The 18,469-nt window shown below is 52.8% G+C and carries 17 protein-coding genes; 4 read left to right on the forward strand and 13 right to left on the reverse strand.

Going from position 1 to position 18,469, the window contains the following annotated elements; translation table 11 throughout:
• Nucleotides 1–108: 108 nt before the first annotated feature.
• A complete protein-coding gene (locus ACFQ03_RS12770) occupies nt 109–1,269 on the reverse strand; it encodes a UxaA family hydrolase (protein ID WP_379288506.1) in 1,161 nt (386 codons plus the stop codon).
• Nucleotides 1,266–1,598: a UxaA family hydrolase gene (locus ACFQ03_RS12775; protein ID WP_379288507.1), complete on the reverse strand. Its 333-nt coding sequence runs from the start codon at nt 1,596–1,598 to the stop codon at nt 1,266–1,268. Before ACFQ03_RS12775 ends, ACFQ03_RS12770 begins: the two co-directional genes overlap by 4 nt.
• A gap of 268 nt (nt 1,599–1,866) precedes the next feature.
• On the opposite strand from ACFQ03_RS12775, the gene ACFQ03_RS12780 reads away from it, so the two are divergent.
• Entirely contained in the window at nt 1,867–2,874 is a 1,008-nt protein-coding gene (locus ACFQ03_RS12780; protein ID WP_144931908.1) for a substrate-binding domain-containing protein, read from the forward strand.
• A 60-nt stretch (nt 2,875–2,934) separates the two neighbouring features.
• Here the strand turns inward: ACFQ03_RS12780 and ACFQ03_RS12785 are convergent, their stop codons facing one another.
• The 7 genes from ACFQ03_RS12785 to xylA form a co-directional block, all read right to left on the reverse strand.
• Nucleotides 2,935–3,990 carry a CotH kinase family protein gene (locus ACFQ03_RS12785; protein WP_379288509.1) on the reverse strand — a complete coding sequence of 352 codons (1,056 nt, stop codon included), beginning with the start codon at nt 3,988–3,990 and terminating at the stop codon, nt 2,935–2,937.
• Nucleotides 3,991–4,250: 260 nt separating this feature from the next.
• Complete coding sequence (locus ACFQ03_RS12790; RefSeq protein WP_379288511.1) at nt 4,251–4,541, reverse strand: hypothetical protein; 291 nt, start codon at nt 4,539–4,541, stop codon at nt 4,251–4,253.
• 217 nt (nt 4,542–4,758) lie between these two features.
• Nucleotides 4,759–5,865, reverse strand: a complete 1,107-nt coding sequence (locus ACFQ03_RS12795) for a Gfo/Idh/MocA family protein (RefSeq protein ID WP_379288513.1) — start codon at nt 5,863–5,865, stop codon at nt 4,759–4,761.
• 760 nt (nt 5,866–6,625) lie between these two features.
• Nucleotides 6,626–7,249 carry a ThuA domain-containing protein gene (locus ACFQ03_RS12800; RefSeq protein WP_379288515.1) on the reverse strand — a complete coding sequence of 208 codons (624 nt, stop codon included), beginning with the start codon at nt 7,247–7,249 and terminating at the stop codon, nt 6,626–6,628.
• Entirely contained in the window at nt 7,246–8,439 is a 1,194-nt protein-coding gene (locus ACFQ03_RS12805; protein WP_379288517.1) for a Gfo/Idh/MocA family protein, read from the reverse strand. The genes ACFQ03_RS12800 and ACFQ03_RS12805 overlap by 4 nt, the downstream gene beginning before the upstream one ends.
• An 82-nt stretch (nt 8,440–8,521) precedes the next feature.
• Nucleotides 8,522–10,024, reverse strand: a complete 1,503-nt coding sequence (gene xylB, locus ACFQ03_RS12810) for a xylulokinase (RefSeq protein WP_379288519.1) — start codon at nt 10,022–10,024, stop codon at nt 8,522–8,524.
• A gap of 67 nt (nt 10,025–10,091) precedes the next feature.
• Nucleotides 10,092–11,405, reverse strand: a complete 1,314-nt coding sequence (gene xylA, locus ACFQ03_RS12815; protein WP_379288521.1) for a xylose isomerase — start codon at nt 11,403–11,405, stop codon at nt 10,092–10,094.
• 296 nt (nt 11,406–11,701) lie between these two features.
• Here xylA and ACFQ03_RS12820 point away from each other — a divergent pair, with 296 nt between their 5' ends.
• Nucleotides 11,702–12,898, forward strand: coding sequence for an ROK family protein (locus ACFQ03_RS12820; RefSeq protein WP_379288523.1), 1,197 nt, complete (start codon nt 11,702–11,704; stop codon nt 12,896–12,898).
• Nucleotides 12,899–13,070: 172 nt separating this feature from the next.
• Entirely contained in the window at nt 13,071–13,532 is a 462-nt protein-coding gene (locus tag ACFQ03_RS12825) for a peroxiredoxin (protein WP_150959592.1), read from the forward strand.
• A 101-nt stretch (nt 13,533–13,633) separates the two neighbouring features.
• Here the strand turns inward: ACFQ03_RS12825 and pfkA are convergent, their stop codons facing one another.
• The 4 genes from pfkA to ACFQ03_RS12845 all read right to left on the reverse strand — a co-directional run bounded on the left by pfkA (nt 13,634) and on the right by ACFQ03_RS12845 (nt 16,844).
• Nucleotides 13,634–14,599 (reverse strand): 6-phosphofructokinase, encoded by a 966-nt coding sequence (gene pfkA, locus ACFQ03_RS12830; protein ID WP_144931925.1) that lies wholly within the window; start codon nt 14,597–14,599, stop codon nt 13,634–13,636.
• Between the two features lie 184 nt (nt 14,600–14,783).
• Nucleotides 14,784–15,809, reverse strand: coding sequence for a tetraprenyl-beta-curcumene synthase family protein (locus ACFQ03_RS12835; RefSeq protein ID WP_144932236.1), 1,026 nt, complete (start codon nt 15,807–15,809; stop codon nt 14,784–14,786).
• A gap of 37 nt (nt 15,810–15,846) precedes the next feature.
• Nucleotides 15,847–16,452: a hypothetical protein gene (locus ACFQ03_RS12840; RefSeq protein WP_379288526.1), complete on the reverse strand. Its 606-nt coding sequence runs from the start codon at nt 16,450–16,452 to the stop codon at nt 15,847–15,849.
• A 74-nt stretch (nt 16,453–16,526) separates the two neighbouring features.
• Nucleotides 16,527–16,844 carry a hypothetical protein gene (locus tag ACFQ03_RS12845; RefSeq protein ID WP_144931929.1) on the reverse strand — a complete coding sequence of 106 codons (318 nt, stop codon included), beginning with the start codon at nt 16,842–16,844 and terminating at the stop codon, nt 16,527–16,529.
• A gap of 222 nt (nt 16,845–17,066) precedes the next feature.
• Here ACFQ03_RS12845 and ACFQ03_RS12850 point away from each other — a divergent pair, with 222 nt between their 5' ends.
• Complete coding sequence (locus ACFQ03_RS12850; protein WP_379288528.1) at nt 17,067–18,416, forward strand: multi antimicrobial extrusion protein MatE; 1,350 nt, start codon at nt 17,067–17,069, stop codon at nt 18,414–18,416.
• Nucleotides 18,417–18,469: the final 53 nt, after the last annotated feature.

An 18,469-nucleotide genomic window follows, 5' to 3' on the forward strand; every position in this document is an offset into this window, starting at 1 on the left:
TGAATCAACTAAGCTTTTCCCGGCAGCTTTCAGCAGCCCCGGCTTCATGCTTCCGCCTTCGCCTGCCTTTTGCTTCAACACCTCATTGGGCAAAAAGCTTCTGTCCGGCTATAGGCTCGGACCGATCCGGTTAATACTGAATTCCTGGTGCCCCAGTATTTCTGCCTTCGTCAGCTTGCCCCGACTGACCTCCTGAATTTCCTCCCAGATGCGTTCCCCGGCTTCCTCCAGACTCAGCGTTCCTGTCAGCATATCGCTGACGTCAACGTCCATGTTGTCGGTCATCCGCTCATACATCTGCTTGTTACCCGTAATCTTGATCACCGGCACGACAGCGGATCCGGTTGGCGTGCCCCGCCCGGTAGTGAAGCAGACGATATGTGCTCCGCCTGCGGCCATTCCGGAGACACACTCGATATCGTTGCCGGGCGAATCCATAAAGTAAAGACCCTGGCCGGGAATCTGCTCGGCATACTCAATGACTCCCTCGATCGGCGCCGTACCGCACTTGCTGATGCAGCCAAGCGATTTCTCCTCGATCGTCGTCAGGCCGCCGGCAATATTGCCGGGGCTCGGATTTCCCCCGCGCATATCAGCTCCCATCCGCTCGACTTCCTTCTCGAACCGGTTAACGATATGATATAGCTGCTCCGATATCTCTGGAGTCCTGCACCTGCCGGCAAGCACATGCTCCGCCCCGATAATTTCCGTCGTCTCGCCGATGACAATGCTGCCTCCCTGTTGAATCAGACGGTCCGCAGCCACGCCGAGCGCCGGATTCGAGGCAAGTCCGGAGGTCGCGTCAGAGCCTCCGCATTTTACCCCTACCTTCAGCTCGCTGAGCGGAATCTCGACCTTCTCCTGGCGGTCCAGCTCCTGCCGCATCCGCTTCGCCAGCTTGGTTCCATGCTGGATAGCCTTCACCGATCCCCCGACCGATTGAATATCAAACACCTCTACAGGTTTACCGGTAACCTTAATGGCCTCCGCCAGAGCAATCGGGTCCACCACTTCGCAGCCGAGACTTACAATGATAACCCCTCCGACGTTAGGGTTACGGCCTGTGCCTGCCAAAACATTAAATGTCCGTTCCTTGTCCGCACCAATTTGACTGCATCCATGCTGATGAGGAATCGCTACCGTATCCGGAACTAGCTGAGCTATTCTGCTGCACACCTGGTTAGAACAAATTACGGTCGGAATAATCAGCAGATGGTTGCGTATCCCTGCCTCTCCGTTCGCTCTCCGGTACCCCATAAATGTACTCATACTCCCGTCCCTCCCGCAGCTTGTGCTTGATCTCCGCGTCCGCGTATCCCTTCCACATTATGGACATGAACATGACATCCCTTGGCGATGTCACCGGTCGCCCGCCCGATAACTTCTCCGTATTTGCAGACGTGCGTGCCTGCAGGGATAGGAACAATCGCCACCTTATGCCCTAACGGAATCGCTTCCATAATGGTTAACGAATGAACGTCATTAGCCACACGGTACGTAATCCGATCCCCCGGCTTCAAATCCTTGATAGCCGTAGCCACATGATCCTTGGCATCCATGACCAGCGCTTCCGCTCCGGCCTGAATGGGTCCTGCCATAATCATCAATCCTCTCTCGATTGGAATGTTATCGATAACTCCAAAATAACAATACCACTTCGAGCTGTCAATCCTTATTTTCGGGTTAACGAAAATTCCTTGAATGGAGCCGACACTTGCAGCCGTAACCGATTCAATGGCGAGGGACGTATTGGCGACTCTTAGAAAAAAAGCCTATAATCAAAGGGGTTATTGCAGGCCATTGATTAACTTCAGTTCCCCAGTGTGATAAAATATCGTTAATCTTAAAGTAAAAGGACGAGAATGAGTGGTCACAATCTACGATATAGCCAAAAAAGCGAACGTCTCCGCCATGACGGTATCCAGAGTTATCAATAACACCGGGCGCATCAGCGAAAAAACCCGGATGAAGGTCAAACGAATCATGGAAGAGATGAATTACGTTCCTAATTCGATGGCGAGAAGCCTCGTGCTGCAGGAAACAAAAATTTTGTCCCTTCTCATTACCGATATTACGAATCCGTTCTATACAACGCTTGCCCGGGGAGCGGAGGATGCGGCCAAGCGGTGCGGGTATAAGCTGCTGTTCGGCAATAGTGATGAAAACTTGATCAAGGAGAAGGAATATGTTGACATGATGCTGACGGCCCGGGTGGACGGCGTATTGTTTGCCCCGGCGGGAGACGGCTCTCTGGAGCATCTGAACACTCTCCGCAAGCACAATATTCCGCTAGTGCTGCTCGATCGGGAGGTTCCCGGCTTCGAAACCGACATGGTGCTCGGGGACAGCAAGGATGGGGCGCGCAAGCTCGTCGAGCATCTCATCTCTCTTGGTCATAAGCGAATTGCTCTGATTAACGGAGCTCTTCAGGTCTCAACCGCACGCCATCGACTTGCCGGGTACAAAGAAGCTCTCAAGCTGAACGATCTTCCTTACGATGACCGGCTGGTGGCGGAATTCGGCTACAAGCCTTTCGCGGACGATTCGTCGCTGGATGAACTGCTCCAACTGGACGATCCTCCTACGGCGATCTTTGCGGCTAACAATTTTTTGGCGATAGGAGTTATTCGTGCTCTGCGGGCTAGAGGAATTCCGGTTCCCGAACAAATTTCCGTCGTCTGTTTCGATGATTTGGGCGAAAGCTCGGTCATTGATCCTTTTCTAACCGTGGCCGCTCAGCCGGCTTATCAATTTGGGGCGCTGGGCATTCAGCTGCTCATCGAACGGATTCAGGACAAATCCGGGGAGGATTACCGCAAAATCATTCTGCCCCCGGAGCTGATCGTCCGCTCTTCCTCCAGAGAGCGGTCATGAAGCAGCCGACACTCGCTCACACTTCATTAAGATTACGAGCCGTCTCTTTGTTCACTGCTATTACAGTTTGGCCATTTCCTCAAGGATGACTTTTCTCCTTTTCTTAATATACTGCTTAATAAAATTCCGCTCACGGCGAAACTGCTGCGGGGAATGTTCGCGGGTCTTGTCGTTTTCCACATATTTGCTTATGCTTCCATGGAGCTGATTAATGAGAGGGGACAGCTTCCTGGTTGTAAAAGAGCTTTTAAGGATTTGACGGAGGATGGCTTTGTAGCGCTTGCGCACGGAAGGATAAGCCAGCAGCTTGTGGGTTAACGTATTTCTTCCGGTAATCGGCACCGGACGGCTGCCGAAATATTTGCCGTAGCTGTCTCTTCCCCAGGTTCCTTCATAATCCCAAGGGATGATTCGGAAGCAGCGGCGTTTTTTATGCCAATAAAGAGCGTAATTTTGATTAAACCCGTCGTAATTTCCCGTCAGTACCGCACCGGCTAACCAGCGCAAATAATTGTCAATATCCAGATTTGTAGATAAATAAGTCCATAGTTCTTTTTTGCCCAGAGAATTGAGATTGGAAATAAAAGACTTCAGCCGGTTTCGATCCTCTTCGCCGCCGATGATTAGATGGTACCCGTCAAAAAGTGACGATTTGCTGCGATTCGTCTCCGGGCTGATCAACCCGAAATTGGCGTCATCATTCGTAGCATAAAACAGGGATTGGAACGGAATCTTCCTTCTTCTGAAGAACGCCCGGTCCACCGCCTCGATTTCCAGATAGACCCCCCTGTTCTTCCGATTAATCTCCAGCAGGGAGAAGCTCGTCCTCGGGCTCGGAACCCCGATCCGTTCAAAGAAACGGAAGGACAAGGCATTGCGGATCATCGACGGATCGTCGAATTCGGCGTTCAAATGAACGGTGCGCCCTTTACTGCGGATTTCGTAAGATTTTTTGGGATAGGTCCGCGTATGACCTCCTCTTACCCGGATTTTAATCGGTACCCATTTCCCCGACTTTTTGTAAAAGGCTTCAGCAAACTGATCGCTCCATACATCCTTATGCAGCCATTTCCACGAACTGTCACTGATCATAATTTGTCTTACCGGCATAGTCATGAGTCATTCACCCTTTTCCGGATACTCGCAGCGAATTTTACCAAGCATACGTAAAAGCTGCAGCAGCTCTCTTATGTCTTAGAGACTGTATGCGGGGAAAATTAAGTAAAGCCTATCTTGGTCAGATAGGCTTCTGCTAATCACTGTATGCATAGTCTATATCTCGGGAAACGGCCAATGCCCAAGAACCGCCAGGTTAGCCGGCGGTTCCTCAGTCCGGATTGATCTGATCTGATCGTTGACGGGCAACAAGCTGCCGTTTACCAGTGCTTACCGTGAGTACCGTGGGTACCACGAGTTCCGTGGGTGCCGCCTTTTTTGTGTTTACTTTTGTGTTCGTCTCCTGTTTTGTGTTTGCCGTGAGTACCGCGGGTGCCGCTTGTTTTGTGTTTACTTTTGTGTTTGCTTTTGTGTTCGTCTCCTGTTTTGTGTTTGCCGTGAGTACCGCGAGTGCCGCCGGATTTGCGTTTGCCTCCCGTTCCACGAGTGCCGCCGGATTTGCTGCTGATTTCAGCTTCCGGCTCTACCATTTCCGAGATTATTTTCTCCATACGGAATAACCTCCTTTTCTCTTAATGCTATAATCTATGAATCCGGACATAGTTTGGATTGGGGAAAATGATTAACTCTTAAAAAATAGTAGATTATCCGTCCGCGATAATAGTTTTGCTGAAAAGTCTTCGAGATTATTTCACTGCTCCTATCAGAAAATAAACAGCCGATTACAGAGACTGATTCTCCTAATCGGCTGTACGTACACATATTCATTTAACGGTCCAGCATGTTTTCCGGCAGCCCGAGCGGCAATGGGGCCGGCTGATCGCAGCGGCTTTTCATAGCATAGTGCTTGCCTTCTCTCGCCGCCTCGTGTATCCCGTGCATGGCTTCCAGTACATGGTAGGCCAGCTCGCCGCTTGCCCTATGCGCTCTTCCGCTGCGGATGGCATAAGCCATATCCAATACCCCCAACCCCCTGCTGTTGCTTGTATAGCCGTGGGTTAGCGGAACCTCGCTCCACTCCTTGGCCCCTCTCCTGCGAATCTGTACAGGACCGTCATAAGTATTCGGATTAGGTACGCTAATCGTTCCTTCACTGCCGTATATTTCAATATTCGGAAGGGCGGAGCCTCCCAAAATATCGAAGCTCGTTATCATCGTTGCTGCTGCCCCGGAAGCAAAATCAAGAATCCCCGTCACATGGGTTGGTACCTCTACCTGAATAATTTGTCCGGATTTGGGCCGGCTCGTTATTCTTCTTTCTGCGAAGGAAATTTGGGCGGAACCGGTCACCCGGCGGATCGGTCCGAGAAGGTGGATCAGAGCGGTCAAATAGTAAGGTCCCATGTCATACATGGGGCCACCGCCCTTTAAATAGTAGAATTCCGGGTCGGGATGCCAGGATTCATGTCCGCCGCTCATCATAAAGGCGGAAGCGGCCAACGGCCGGCCGATCCAGCCGTCATCGATCAGCTTGCGGGACGTCTGGATTCCTCCGCCCAGGAATGTATCGGGAGCGCAGCCTACAAGCCGATTGGATTCCTTCGCTTTGTCCAAGATTTGCCGGGCATCCTCTACGGTTACAGCCAACGGCTTCTCCACATAGACATGTTTGCCCGCATCCAGAGCGGCCAGGCAGACACCCGCATGAGCCTGGGGGACTGTCAAATTGATGACGATCTCGATTTCCGGATCCTGGAGAAGCTGCTCCACCGTGCAGGCTACAGGGATTTGATACTCTTCAGCCTTGGCACGAGCCCTCTCCAAATCCAGGTCCGCACAGGCCTTCACCTCCAACAAATCGTAGGATTGGCAATTTTGCATATAGATTCCGCTTATTTTGCCGCAGCCGATAATTCCGACTTTGACTTTTTCCATGAACTTACCACTCTCCTCTAAGGAATCTTATGTGTCTGTCCGATGGACGGGCATTCTCAGGAACTCCGTAAAGTTTGGACTTGCTATCGCTGTGGGACTTATTATTTGGTGATTCGTCGGCACTCCGAGGCAAGTTTGGACTTCCAATCGCTCCGTTGGACTCATTGTGTGGTGAGGCGCGGCACTTCGAGAGAAGTTTGGACTTCCAATCGCTCTGTTGGGCTCATTATGTGGTGAGGCGCGGCACTTCGAGGCAAGTTGGACTTCCAAATCGCTGTTATCCTCAGATTTCTATGGAATTTATTATTGAAGGTTGAAATCCGAAGATAACGATGCGACCGCTGCCGCTTTTCCAGTTCCAAACTTTCTTCTCCGTGTGCTTTTCACCAAGCATAATGCTCCCAGCGCTTATTTTCCGCCAACTGATCGAAAGGGATATTAATCAGATACATCGAGCACGACCACATCCCAATTCCAAACTTTCTTCCCCGTGTGCTTTTCACCAAGCATAATGCTCCCAGCGCTTATTTTCCGCCACCTGATCGAAGGGGATATTAACCAGATACATCGAGCACCACCCATTGATCAGACCACTGCCCCTATAAATCTTCACTTCAACCGTTTCGCCAGACAATCTCCGGTATACCGATGAACATCAACAGCACTTTTCTTCCCAACGTACGCGTGTCCTTGCACTCACTGTGGCGCTACGTGGTCAGACCCCATGGCAGTTCGGTCCACTCCTCTGATTAGCAATTATTTATCTCGCCGCCCATACCATCCCTTGCCGCATCATGCGCAGCACCGGGGGCATGGCGACGATATCCGCCTGGTGGCCCAGCGAGCAATAAAAAACTTTGCCCGCCCCGTATGTCTTCGTCCAGGCAACAGGCATCTCTACCTCGCCGAAACGGGTCGTGGCGAGCACCCGGATAGCCGGATCTATGTGCATATAATACTGTTCGGAGCAGACGTGAAAATCGTCTATCCCCTGCATAATCGGGTGTTCCGGCTCCGTGATGACCACGTCATAATGAACTCCGTCCCCGCCGGGATGAGCTACCCATTGACCGCCGACCATAAACTGATATTGAGTTTCATTGCGGAAGGAATCTCCCATCCCTCCATGGCAGCCGGCAATACCGGTCCCGCTCTCGACGGTTTCAAGCAGCGGAACTAGCTGTTCCTTGGAGATCTTCCCCATCGTCCAAACCGGGACAATCAAATGATAGTCGGCCAGCTTCTCCTTATCCCGAAAGCTGTCCAGCGTATCGGAGAGATGTACCTGAAATTGTTCCTCTCTCAATTCCCGCGCCAGCAATTCGGCCACCTCTGCAGGCTGATGGCCTTCCCATCCTCCGTGAACAATCAAAGCCCGTTTCATCGATCTATCCCCTCCTCCAACTCCTCTTCCGAGAGCTCCGACATGCGGACCCAGCGCCGTTCCGCAATCGAACGCTCCACCGCTTCCAGCACCTCCTGGCAGCGGACGCCGTCTGCGAAATTCGGCTGAGGCTGGCGATCTTCACGAATCGCGTTCATTAATTCCAACACTTCGTGAATGAAAGTATGCTCATAGCCGATCGTATGGCCGGGCGGCCACCAGGCATCCATATAAGCGTGCGCGGGATCGGTTGCCAGCACCCGGCGGAAGCCTTGAATATCTTCGTCGTCATCCGTCAAATACACCTGCAGCTCGTTCATCCGCTCGAAATCGAATTTGACGCTTCCCAGACTTCCGTTAATTTCGAAGGAGTTGGTGCAGCGGTGTCCGGGAGCCATGCGGCTGGCCTCGAAGCTTCCCAGAGCACCGTTCGCAAAGCGTGCGAGGAATAAGGTGGCGTCGTCTACATCCACCTTGCCCTTGGGCGCATCCTGGCTTCCTTTCCCGCTTAGACCCGTCATCGAATCGGGCAGCGGGCGCTCGGTGACGAAGGTTTCGCTCATGCCGATCACCTCCTGAATCTCCCCGACCAAGTAATGCGCCAGATCGATCAGATGCGCCCCCAAATCGCCGTGCGAGCCGGACCCGGCAATCTCCTTCCGCAGCCTCCAGACGAGCGGAAATTGCGGATCAATAATCCAATCCTGCAGAAACCACGCGCGGAAATGATAAATCCGCCCGAGACGTCCCTCGCTGACGAGCTTCTTCGCCAATTGGACGGCCGGAGCGTACCGGTAATTGAAGCCGATCATATGCTTCACTCCCGCCCGTTCCGCCTCCTTCAGCATCTCCCTCGCCTCCGGCAGCGTAACCGAAAGCGGCTTCTCGCAGAACAGGTGCTTGCCGGCCCTGGCCGCCGCCACCGCAATCTCCTTATGTACGTTGCTCGGCGCATTAATATCGATCAGGTCGATGTCTCCTCTGGCCACCAGAGCCCTCCAATCCGTTTCGCAGCTTTCCCAACCGAATTGCTGTGCAGCCTGCCCGACAGCGTCCCGGTCCCGGCCGCAGATCGCTTTCATGACCGGCTTAATCGCGTGCGGAAAGAACATCGGCAGATCACGATAGGCATGGCTGTGCGCCTTCCCCATAAACTTGTAGCCCACCATCCCAATACGGATAAGTTCCATATCTTTCAGCTCCCTCCAAATGATATGGCGGGGCGGACGATCCCGCTCCCTCTTCACTCCTGCAAAACAAGCGTAACGAGATTTAACGGCCCCTTCGGAACGGCAGCAGCCTGGCGTTCAATGATTTTGTAGCTCCATACACCTCTTGGTAGATATCAAATAGCCGAGCGTACTTCTCCCGCGCCTCCGGACGCGGCTCATACCTGTTCGACCGGGTTATGAACCGGGCGGCGCATTCCTCCATCGTGGCAAACCACCCGCAGCCGTAAGCAGCCAGCATGGCCGCTCCCATAGCCGGACCCTGCTCGCTCCCGAGCTTGACGACAGCCGCATCGAAGATGTCCGCCTGCATCTGCAGCCAGACCTCGCTCTTGGCGCCGCCTCCGATGGACACGACTGTGTCGATGGTCTTGCCTCCGGCTCGCATCAGCTTCACTGACTCATGAAGGGAAAAAGTGATTCCCTCCATTACGGCCCGGACGAAATCCGCTTTCGTGTGGGCGCTGTCCATTCCGATGAAGCTTCCGCGAATGAGCGAATCCGCATGCGGGGTGCGTTCGCCGGCTACATAAGGGGTAAACAGCAGGCCGTTGGCGCCGGGAGGAACCGATTCCGCCAGCTTCATTAAAGCCCCGAAGCTCTCATTAGCCGCAAAATTGTTTTTGAACCAGCTTAAACTATAACCCGCAGCAAGGGTGACTCCCATCGCATAATAAGCATCCGGCTTGGCATGATTGAAGAAATGAAGCCTTCCCTGATAATCCGCATCACGGTTCGTCTCGCAGGACAAAATAACCCCCGACGTACCAATGCTGCACAGCGTCTCCCCCGGGCTCAGAATGCCCGCCCCGACCGCTCCGCAAGCGTTATCCGCTCCCCCGGCGAATACCCGGGTATCAGTAAGCAGTCCCGTCTCTTGCGCTATCCCGGGCAGCAGATGCCCGACGCAGGCATGTGACTCGATCAGCGGAGGGCACAGGCTTGGCGGCAGACCGAGACTGTCGCAGATGGTTTCGCTCCAGCGTTTGGAACCCACATCCAGCAGAAGCGTTCCTGCCGCATCAGAGTAGTCCATATGTAGTTGACCGGTCAGCCGGTAGCGCAAATAATCTTTGGGCAGCACAAATGTAACGGCACGGCGGAAGCATTCCGGCTCCCGATCACGCACCCACAGCAGCTTGGGCAGCGTGAAGCCTTCCAAAGCAGGGTTTTTGGCAATCGCCAGCAGCCGGTCACCCAGCTTTGCCTCGATTTCCCGGCATTGGGCCGTCGTTCTTGTATCATTCCAAAGGATGGCATGACGAACCGGTCTATGCTCCTCGTCCAATAAGACAAGCCCGTGCATCTGCCCGGAAAAGCTGATCCCTTCAATAGATTCCGGCGGAACAGCCGCACGGAGCAGCAGATCCTTCAAGCATAATTTCGTTTGCCGAACCCACTCCTCGGGGTCCTGCTCGCTGTAGCCGGACTGCAGCTGAATAAGCGGATATTCCCGCGAAGCTTCATGGCAGACCTCCCCCTCCCGGCTGACCAGCACCGTCTTCACGGAGCTTGTTCCCAAATCGATGCCGATAACATATTTCATAATTATCGCTCTCCTGGCTTGAAATTCGTTTCGTCCTATTTCTCCACTATATAACTAAAGCTGTCGATTATACCGAGCAAATGACCTCGTTGATGGCCGCTTTCAGCCATTCCTGCCTCCCGGATTCGTTGCGGATCTCGCGGTTCTGCATCGCGTACTGCTCCAAGGTATGCAGCGTCGCTTTCCCGGAGACGATCTGCTCCCCGATTCCTTCCCGGAAGCTCCGGTATCTCCGTTCGATGAATGAATCCAGAATGCGCTCCTCGATCAGCCTGGCCGCCGCTTTCAGCCCTTTGGCGAAGGAGTCCATGCCGGCGATATGCGCGTAGAACAAATCCTCAGGCTCGAACGAGCCCCGTCTCACCTTCGCATCGAAATTGATTCCTCCCCGGCCCAATCCGCCATTCTTAAGCAATTCGACCATGGTCAGCGTCGTCATGTACAGATCTGTCGGAAACTCGTCCGTATCCCATCCCAACAGCAAATCCCCCTGATTGGCATCGAGCGAGCCGAGCATCCCGTACATGCGCGCCACACGAATTTCATGCTCGAAAGTATGGCCCGCCAGCGTGGCGTGGTTGGCCTCCAGATTTAGCTTGAAATGGTCAGCCAAACCGTAGCGCTGCAAAAAAGCAATCGTCGTGGCCGCATCGAAATCATACTGATGCTTCGTCGGCTCCTTGGGCTTCGGCTCAATCAGAAACTGTGCGTCAAAACCGATTTCACGGGCATAGTCAATGGCCATGCGGTACAATCGGGCCAGATTGTCGAGCTCCAGCTCCATATCGGTGTTCAGCAGCGTTTCATAACCTTCCCGGCCGCCCCAGAACACATAATTTTCGGCCCCGAGCTCCTTACCGATTTCCAGGCTTTTCTTAAGCTGGGCCCCCGCATATGCATAGACGTCCGCGTTACAGGACGTCCCTGCCCCGTGTACAAACCGGGGGTGATGGAACATATTCGCGGTATTCCACAGCAGCTTGACCCCGCTGCTCTTCATATAGCCGCGCATCATCTCCACGATGGTATCCAGATTCCGGTTCGTCTCCCGCAAGGTGTCTCCTTCGGGTGCGATATCCCGGTCATGGAAGCAGAAGTAGCGAACTCCGAGCTTGCCGATGAATTCGAACATTGCCTCCACTCTCGCTTTGGCCAAGTCCATCGCCGAATAACGGTCCCAGCTCCTTATCATCGTCCCGGTGCCGAACGGATCGCTCCCATTACCCGTCAGAGTATGCCAATAGGCGACGGAGAAACGGAGATGCTCCTCCATCGTATGGCCGGCAACGACTTCGTCCGGGTTATAGTGCCTGAAAGCTAACGGGTTCCCCGTTTCCCGGCCTTCATACTTAATCCTGCCGACTTGCTTGAACCAATCCATTTTGCATTCCCTCCTTGTAAGCGTTTTCCTATTCTTCAGTGGTTTTTACCAGCCGATATACCCATCCCGCATTGCAGGAAAAGCTTGAGCCTGACCGCGCCTGTTCATTCATCAAGCCGTTCATTTCTCGGCTGGTTGAAGCGTTATACACCTATATCTACAGCCATCATAGCAGGTTTTCGAAAGTTTGTATATCGATTGAACTAAGTTTTTGAAATATATATTTCTAATTGTGCTTTTCAACATCTATTGTTACATTTGTTTTAGTAGACTTGGCAAATAATTCGGGAGGCTCTATGAAACGAACAGGAGATCAATATCTGGTTAAACAAATTAATAAAAGCATTGTACTCGATACGATCCGCCGTCAGTCTCCGCTGTCCAGAGCACAGGTATCTTCATTGACGGGGCTTCATAAAGGGACGGTGTCCAGTCTCGTAAATGAACTGATGGAGAATGATTTGGTTAAGGAGATCGGAACCGGGCCGTCCAGCGGCGGACGCAAGCCGGTCATGCTCTTGTTTAACAAAACAGCGGGATATGCCGTAGGTGTGGATCTGGGTGTCAATTACATACTGACCGTTCTTACGGATCTGGACGGAAATATTGTCTTGGAACGGAACGTCAAGATAAGCGACCGCTCCACAGAGAACGTGCTGACCCAGCTTAAAATATCGATCCGGGAAGTCATCGACCGCTCCCCTCCCAGCCCTTACGGAGTTATCGGGATCGGCATCGGAGTACCCGGAATGGTTGATAATAAAGGGCACGTTCGCATGACGCCCAATCTGCAATGGGATGAAATCGACCTGTCCGGCGTATTGACGAAGGAATTCGGGTGTCCGGTCAGAGTGGATAACGAAGCCAACGCAGGAGCCATGGGGGAAAAGCAGTTCGGCGCCGGCCGCAAATTTTCGGATTTGATTTATGTCAGCATTGGGATAGGAATCGGAATCGGAATTGTGATCCGTGGAGAGCTGTACAGAGGAGCCTCGGGGTTCTCCGGAGAGATGGGGCATATGACTATCGAAGCTAACGGCAAGCCGTGCAAATGCGGGAATAGAGGCTGCTGGGAGCTGTATGCTTCCGAGAATGCGCTGCTGGAATCGGCGGAGGCCCTACCGCTTCCTGCCCAGTCAGTTGACGGCGGAAATGCTCTCGATCTGGATGTGCTTCTGCGGGCAGCCCATGAGGAAATTCCCGAAGTAATTTCGATGTTCGGAACAGTGGGACAATTTATCGGCATCGGATTGTCCAATATTGTCAACACCTTCAACCCCGAGCAGATCATCATCGGCAACCGGATGACTACTGCCGAGAAATGGCTGAAGGAGCCGATGCTGGACGCGTTTCACAGCCGAACACTGCCGGTCCACCGCCACCGCACCAAAATCGAGTTTTCGAGCCTGGGCACCCATTCCGCCGTTCTTGGGGCATCCCATTTAGCTGTCTCGGATTTCTTCGACCGGATGAACGTTTATATGGATCGATAACCTGTACCCCTCTGCCATCTCCCCTTGCGTTCGTCCCAAACCCGCGTTACAGAGAGGAAAATGAGTCCGGCTTGCTTTCCTCTCTCTGCCCTCACCTCCCGCCACCGACTTTCATTCCGCACCCGCAATCGTTTAAAATAGATGGAACTATAATTTTAAGGAGGGACCATTCATGCTTTCCATCGGGCAACCCGCTCCGATTTTTATCGCTGAAAGCACACAAGGAATAATCGCGCTTAATGAATATATAGGTAAAAGGCCGATCGTCCTTATTTTCTATCCGCTGGACGAAACTCCGGGATGCACTGCTCAGCTGTGCGCTGTGCGGGATGCCAAGGAAGAATACGCCCGCTACAACGCGCTCGTCGTCGGCATCAATCCGGCTTCGGTTGCCAAACATAACAAATTTGCCGAACATCACGGATTCGATTTTCCGTTAATATATGATATGGGAAGCAAGATCAACGAAATGTATAAAGTCGGTAAAATGCTGTTCGGCCTGCTGCCGCAGAAACGGACCGTCTATGTCATCGGCCTGGATGGCAAAATCGCTTACGCTCACCGGGGCTCGCCTTCTACGGAGGAAATCCTTCAAGCCATTGCCCACCCCCCTGGCGCAGAAGCCGATGAGTGAAGTAGTGGACAAGTTCACGTGAGAAGACCTGGATGTCCCATGCCGGGCGTACACGATAAAGAGGCGCCAAAACCGGTTGGCGCCTCTTCTCAATTATTCTCTTATTGGGATAAGCGAAGGGCTAAATTGTACAGCTCCATATTGAACTCTTTCTTCGTATTGACGACCAAATCGATGTCGGTAGCCACCAATTCTCCCTTAATGACTCCACAAGCCTTGCCGGAGTCCCCGGCGAGCAGGCGGCGTACGGCGAAGTCTCCCAACTTGCTGGCAAGAATCCGGTCGTTATGGGTCGGAGTTCCTCCCCTCTGGATGTGGCCGAGCACAGTGACACGAACTTCAATGTCGTTCAGCTCGCCGATGGTCCGGGCGATATCCTCTCCCTTGCCGACACCTTCCGCCGTAAGGATAATACTATGCCGTTTCCCGTTGTGGAAGTTCTCCCGCATCCGCTCGGCCACTTCCTTCAGATCGAACGGAACCTCGGGTACGAGGATCGTCTCGGCACCGCTGGCCAGTCCTGCATACAAGGCAATATCTCCGCAGTGGCGACCCATAACTTCGACTACGGAGGATCTCTCGTGAGAGGTCATCGTATCCCGCAGCTTATTAATGGCGTCTACAACAATGCTGACCGCTGTGTCGAAGCCGATCGTAAAATCGGTGAACGCGATATCGTTATCGATCGTCCCCGGCAATCCCATTGTCCGAATCCCCAATTTGCTCAGCTTGTTCGCTCCCTGATAAGAGCCGTCCCCGCCTATGACAACGAGGCTGTCGACCCCTCTCTTGCGAAGATTCTCGGCAGCGATGCGCTGGCCTTCCTCCGTCAGAAACTCCTTGCAGCGGGCCGTCTGCAGAATCGTTCCGCCTCTTTGAATAATATCTCCTACACTGCGCAGATCCATCTGCCGGATATCATCGGTAATCAGCCCCTGGAATCCACGCTGCACCGCGTAGACGTCCAAATTATGAAAAAGAGCGCTTCTTACTACAGAGCGAACGGCAGCGTTCATTCCCTGGGAATCGCCGCCGCTCGTCAGTACAGCAATCGATTTAACAGTCATATTGTTTTCTTCCCCCTAAGTGCAAGTCCTACAACTCATTATAAAAAAAAATGCCCCCGGAATGAAATAGTTTCTGAAAAAAGATGCCTAACCGCTATTTTCCATATCACTTGGGGCCGTTTCATTAACCGTATTTTTCCCTGCAAAAGACTGCAGCCACCGGCCATCCGCGCCGACCCAATATTTAAGAACGCATACGAATCCAGACACTGTTCGCCCAGAAGAAAATGCGGGTCATCGGACTTTTTTTCATCAACCGGCGGGAAATCCGTCTGACCTCCTTCTGCTTGCTAACCTTCGGATCGGACAGATACAGGGCGATCAGCCCTTCAATAATCATTCTGTGGAAGGACGGGGCTTCGAGGACGGCTACCCGTTCGCGGGCGTTCTGTACAATTTCGGCAATTCGTTCCACCGACTGCTCCATTGTATCATAATAGCTGCAAAAGTTAAGATCCCCGCCTGCCCGATCTTCTTCCTGGTCTATCAAATAATCAAGCATAATGTGAAGACCGCATACGTATGGAAAATACGCCTCCCGGATGCCGCTTACCCGCTCCTTCGTCAGCCCCGGATCCTGGGCGGCCAGAAACAGCATGAACACCCCGAGCGTGGAGCCGGTCGCCGCGGCAAACTCGTTCCACTTGAGCTGGGAATAATTGGCCGCATGCTGATTCCACCAGCGCAGAAGCTCATCCTCCCGTAAATCATGGCGAATATGCTTGTACACCTGTAAATCACAATAAAGGGAGACTAACTCCCGTATCTCTTTCTCCACCAGTCCGTATGACGGCAGCTCACGAATATGCGACTGGCAAGTTTGTACCAGCTTCAACAAGTAACCCTCGTCTTCCTTCTCCTGCCGGAATTCGTAATAGTCGTGAGTCGGTGCTGCCGGATCGACGGCATCCAGCATCGACTGGTGAAGCCGGCGGAAATCCTGCGGGTCCAGCGAGGTGCTTCGATCACATAAATTGTCCAGATAGTCGCTTATCGTCTGGAAAGCAACGATAAGCGGAATAAGAATATGGCGGGAAGGCAGATTGGCTGCGGCATATACAGCGCCGCCCTGACAATGAAATTGCTTGCTTGTCATGCTGGCGATTGCCTGCTGTCGCAGCTCCTCGTCCGGTATTTGTTCAGCTTCTTCCCTCCAACGACTCAATTCGTTTTTTACTCCGGGGAGCACATACCGGTAAACCCGATGCATCAGATGCAGGGGATTTCTCGGGAAAAGTTTGGCAGCGTCATGATGTATACTCAAGTAGCGAACCTCCGCAGCACTGCTGATAGCTATATTCCAACAGGAGTACGATTTCGAGCCGTTGAATCGCCCGCAGCAGCCGGATGACCGGCTGATCCGCAGAGCTCTGAACGGCTTCCACCAGATCGGTGAACCGGCAAGGATCCCATTCGCCCCGCCCGCTTAAAGCCAACAACCCGGTCAGGTGTGTAGACGAGGAGAGGCTCTCCTCCCTGCCGGCAACAAGGCCCTTGACGCGATCCTGAACCTGACTGTGAATCGGATGAGTTCCCGCCCGGCGGAACCAGTATTTCGCGTTGCTGTAATCCCCTTCCATCCGGTGCATGATGCCGTGCCAGTAACTGCCCGTGGCGTTCTCGATTCGTTGGGACAGCTCATGGGAATCGTGCAAATTCTCATTCCACAGGTAAAGACCGGATTTCACGCCAAGACCAAAGGGAAGCTTCTCCGGATCACCGCCTCCCAGCAGCTCCGGATTAACACTGTTAATTCTGTGGTTCAAATCCTGCTGCCATGTGCCCTCCGGCTGCAGGGATGGCTCGTGCTTCCACAGTGCCTGAACAAGATCAGGCAGAAACCTGTCATTCATAGAGTACCTCCTATCACTCACATATGGCTCCACTGTATTTATCTGCTCTCCGTCTACCCGAAAGCCGCTGTCGCCTACATGTGGATTTTATCGGACATTTCCTGGTCGACCCGGTACCATAGGTGAAGATCGTTAATCATGCTGGCCAATTCGGCGATTTCCGAGTTGAGGCTGCAGGAAACGGCGAAATCATCTTCCCGGTTCAGCCGTTCCTGTTTTTCCATTATTCTGCTTTCCAGATGCTTGATCCGATCAGGAATGGTTCCCCTGATTTGTTCCCATTGATAGAGCATTTCCGCGCGGTCCTCCTCGGAGTAACTCTCCCACTCGCGAGGCAAATCCGGCACGTAAATCCCCAGACGGCCATCATATACGAATTCCGGTCTCCACAAACCTTGCAGCCCCTTTTTTGGCAGTCTTCTTATTATTTTAATGTATCATTTCTGCCGCGTAACTGCCAGTCTTTGCTACATTGCAACCAGAGTGTTTCCGGGAGAGGATCCATTTTTACTCTTTCTAGTTCATTGGGATGTGATATACTAGAATTAATTTTGACGATTTCTTGAACGTTTCGGAAGTGACTACATGCATTCCTTCAAAGGAGTTCTACCAGCATGAACCTCTCCCATGAGATGCGAACGGAAGCCCGACCACCCCGGCAGATCCGGTTTTCCAAGCTGTTCGCTTTCTTTATTCCGCTCGGGATCTCGGCCAGCCTTGTTACGATCTCTCATGTCATCATTAACAGCACATTGGCCAGAGCCGCCCAACCGGAAGCGGTGATCGCCAGTTACGCTATTGCCCTCAGTCTGCTCGGCATTACCGAGAAACCTGCAGCCTTGCTGCGTCAGACCTGCTCGGCACTGGTCCGCGACCGGGTATCATTTCGTGCCATGAGCGCCATTGCACTATATGTATTTGCTTCGATCTTTGCATTGGGGCTGATTATTTCTTATACCGATCTGGGCCGTCTGGTCTTCCGGTATTTTTTTGGCGTTCAGGAGAACGGGCTGCAGGAGACCATCGATGCCTATAGAATACTGATGTTTGTCAGTATTTTCTCGGGCATCCGCTGTCTCTACCACGGGATAATCATTTTTAATAAAAGAACGACCTGGCTAACGATTGGTATGATTATCCGGCTTGTGGGGATGTATGCCTTGGCGCAATATTACATTATGACCGGCAAGGTGAACAGCGGCTCCGTCGGAGCGGTTATTTTTTTGCTCGGTATGGTCATTGAAGCGGCCGTCAGCGTCTGGGAAGGACGCAAGCTCTTGAAGAAAGTCATTCCCGAGAAGGTGGAGGGGCACCCAATCTCAACCAAACGCCAAATTTTTCAGTTCTATCGGCCGCTGCTCTACTATTCCCTGCTGGCCGTAGTAGTCGGGCCTGCCATTAACGCCATGCTGGGCAAGTCCTCCAATATGGAGTTGGCCATCGCTTCCTATGCCATCGCCTTCAGCTTGGCGCAATTGGCGCAAAGCTTCTTTTCCTACATTCATCAAATCGTGTTGAATTTCTACCGGACAGACCGGACGCAGGTAATCCGCTTCACGCTGATGCTGTCCTTTATTCCGGCCTTGCTGGTGGGGATGCTGGCGTATACTCCTGTTGGGCCCTGGTTCATGGAGAATCAAATGGGAGTTAACGAGGAGCTTATGCAGGCCAGTCTGGAGGCGCTTCGGGTCTTCATGATCATGAACCTGATCTTTCCCTGGCTGGATTTCTTCAACGGAATCGTAATGCTGCGCGGACAGACCAAAATTATGGTCTGGTCTCAAGGCTCCAATGTGGGGGTTACCCTTATCGTGCTGCTGATCTGTATTATTGCTGCACCTGGTTGGAACGGGACGATCGGGGCTCTGGCGCAATCCCTCGGCTTCCTGATGGAGCTTGCCGTCGTCCTGCTTGTTCTCAGAAGGGTGTCCAAAGAACCGGAACGCCCGCTTGCCCGGGGTTAGCGCCATTCGGCGGTCTAATGTGCCGAGGCGCCGCCATAACGGTTTCGGACAAG

The sequence above is a fragment of the Paenibacillus residui genome, from assembly GCF_042677205.1.
GTDB lineage: Bacteria > Bacillota > Bacilli > Paenibacillales > NBRC-103111 > Paenibacillus_L > Paenibacillus_L residui.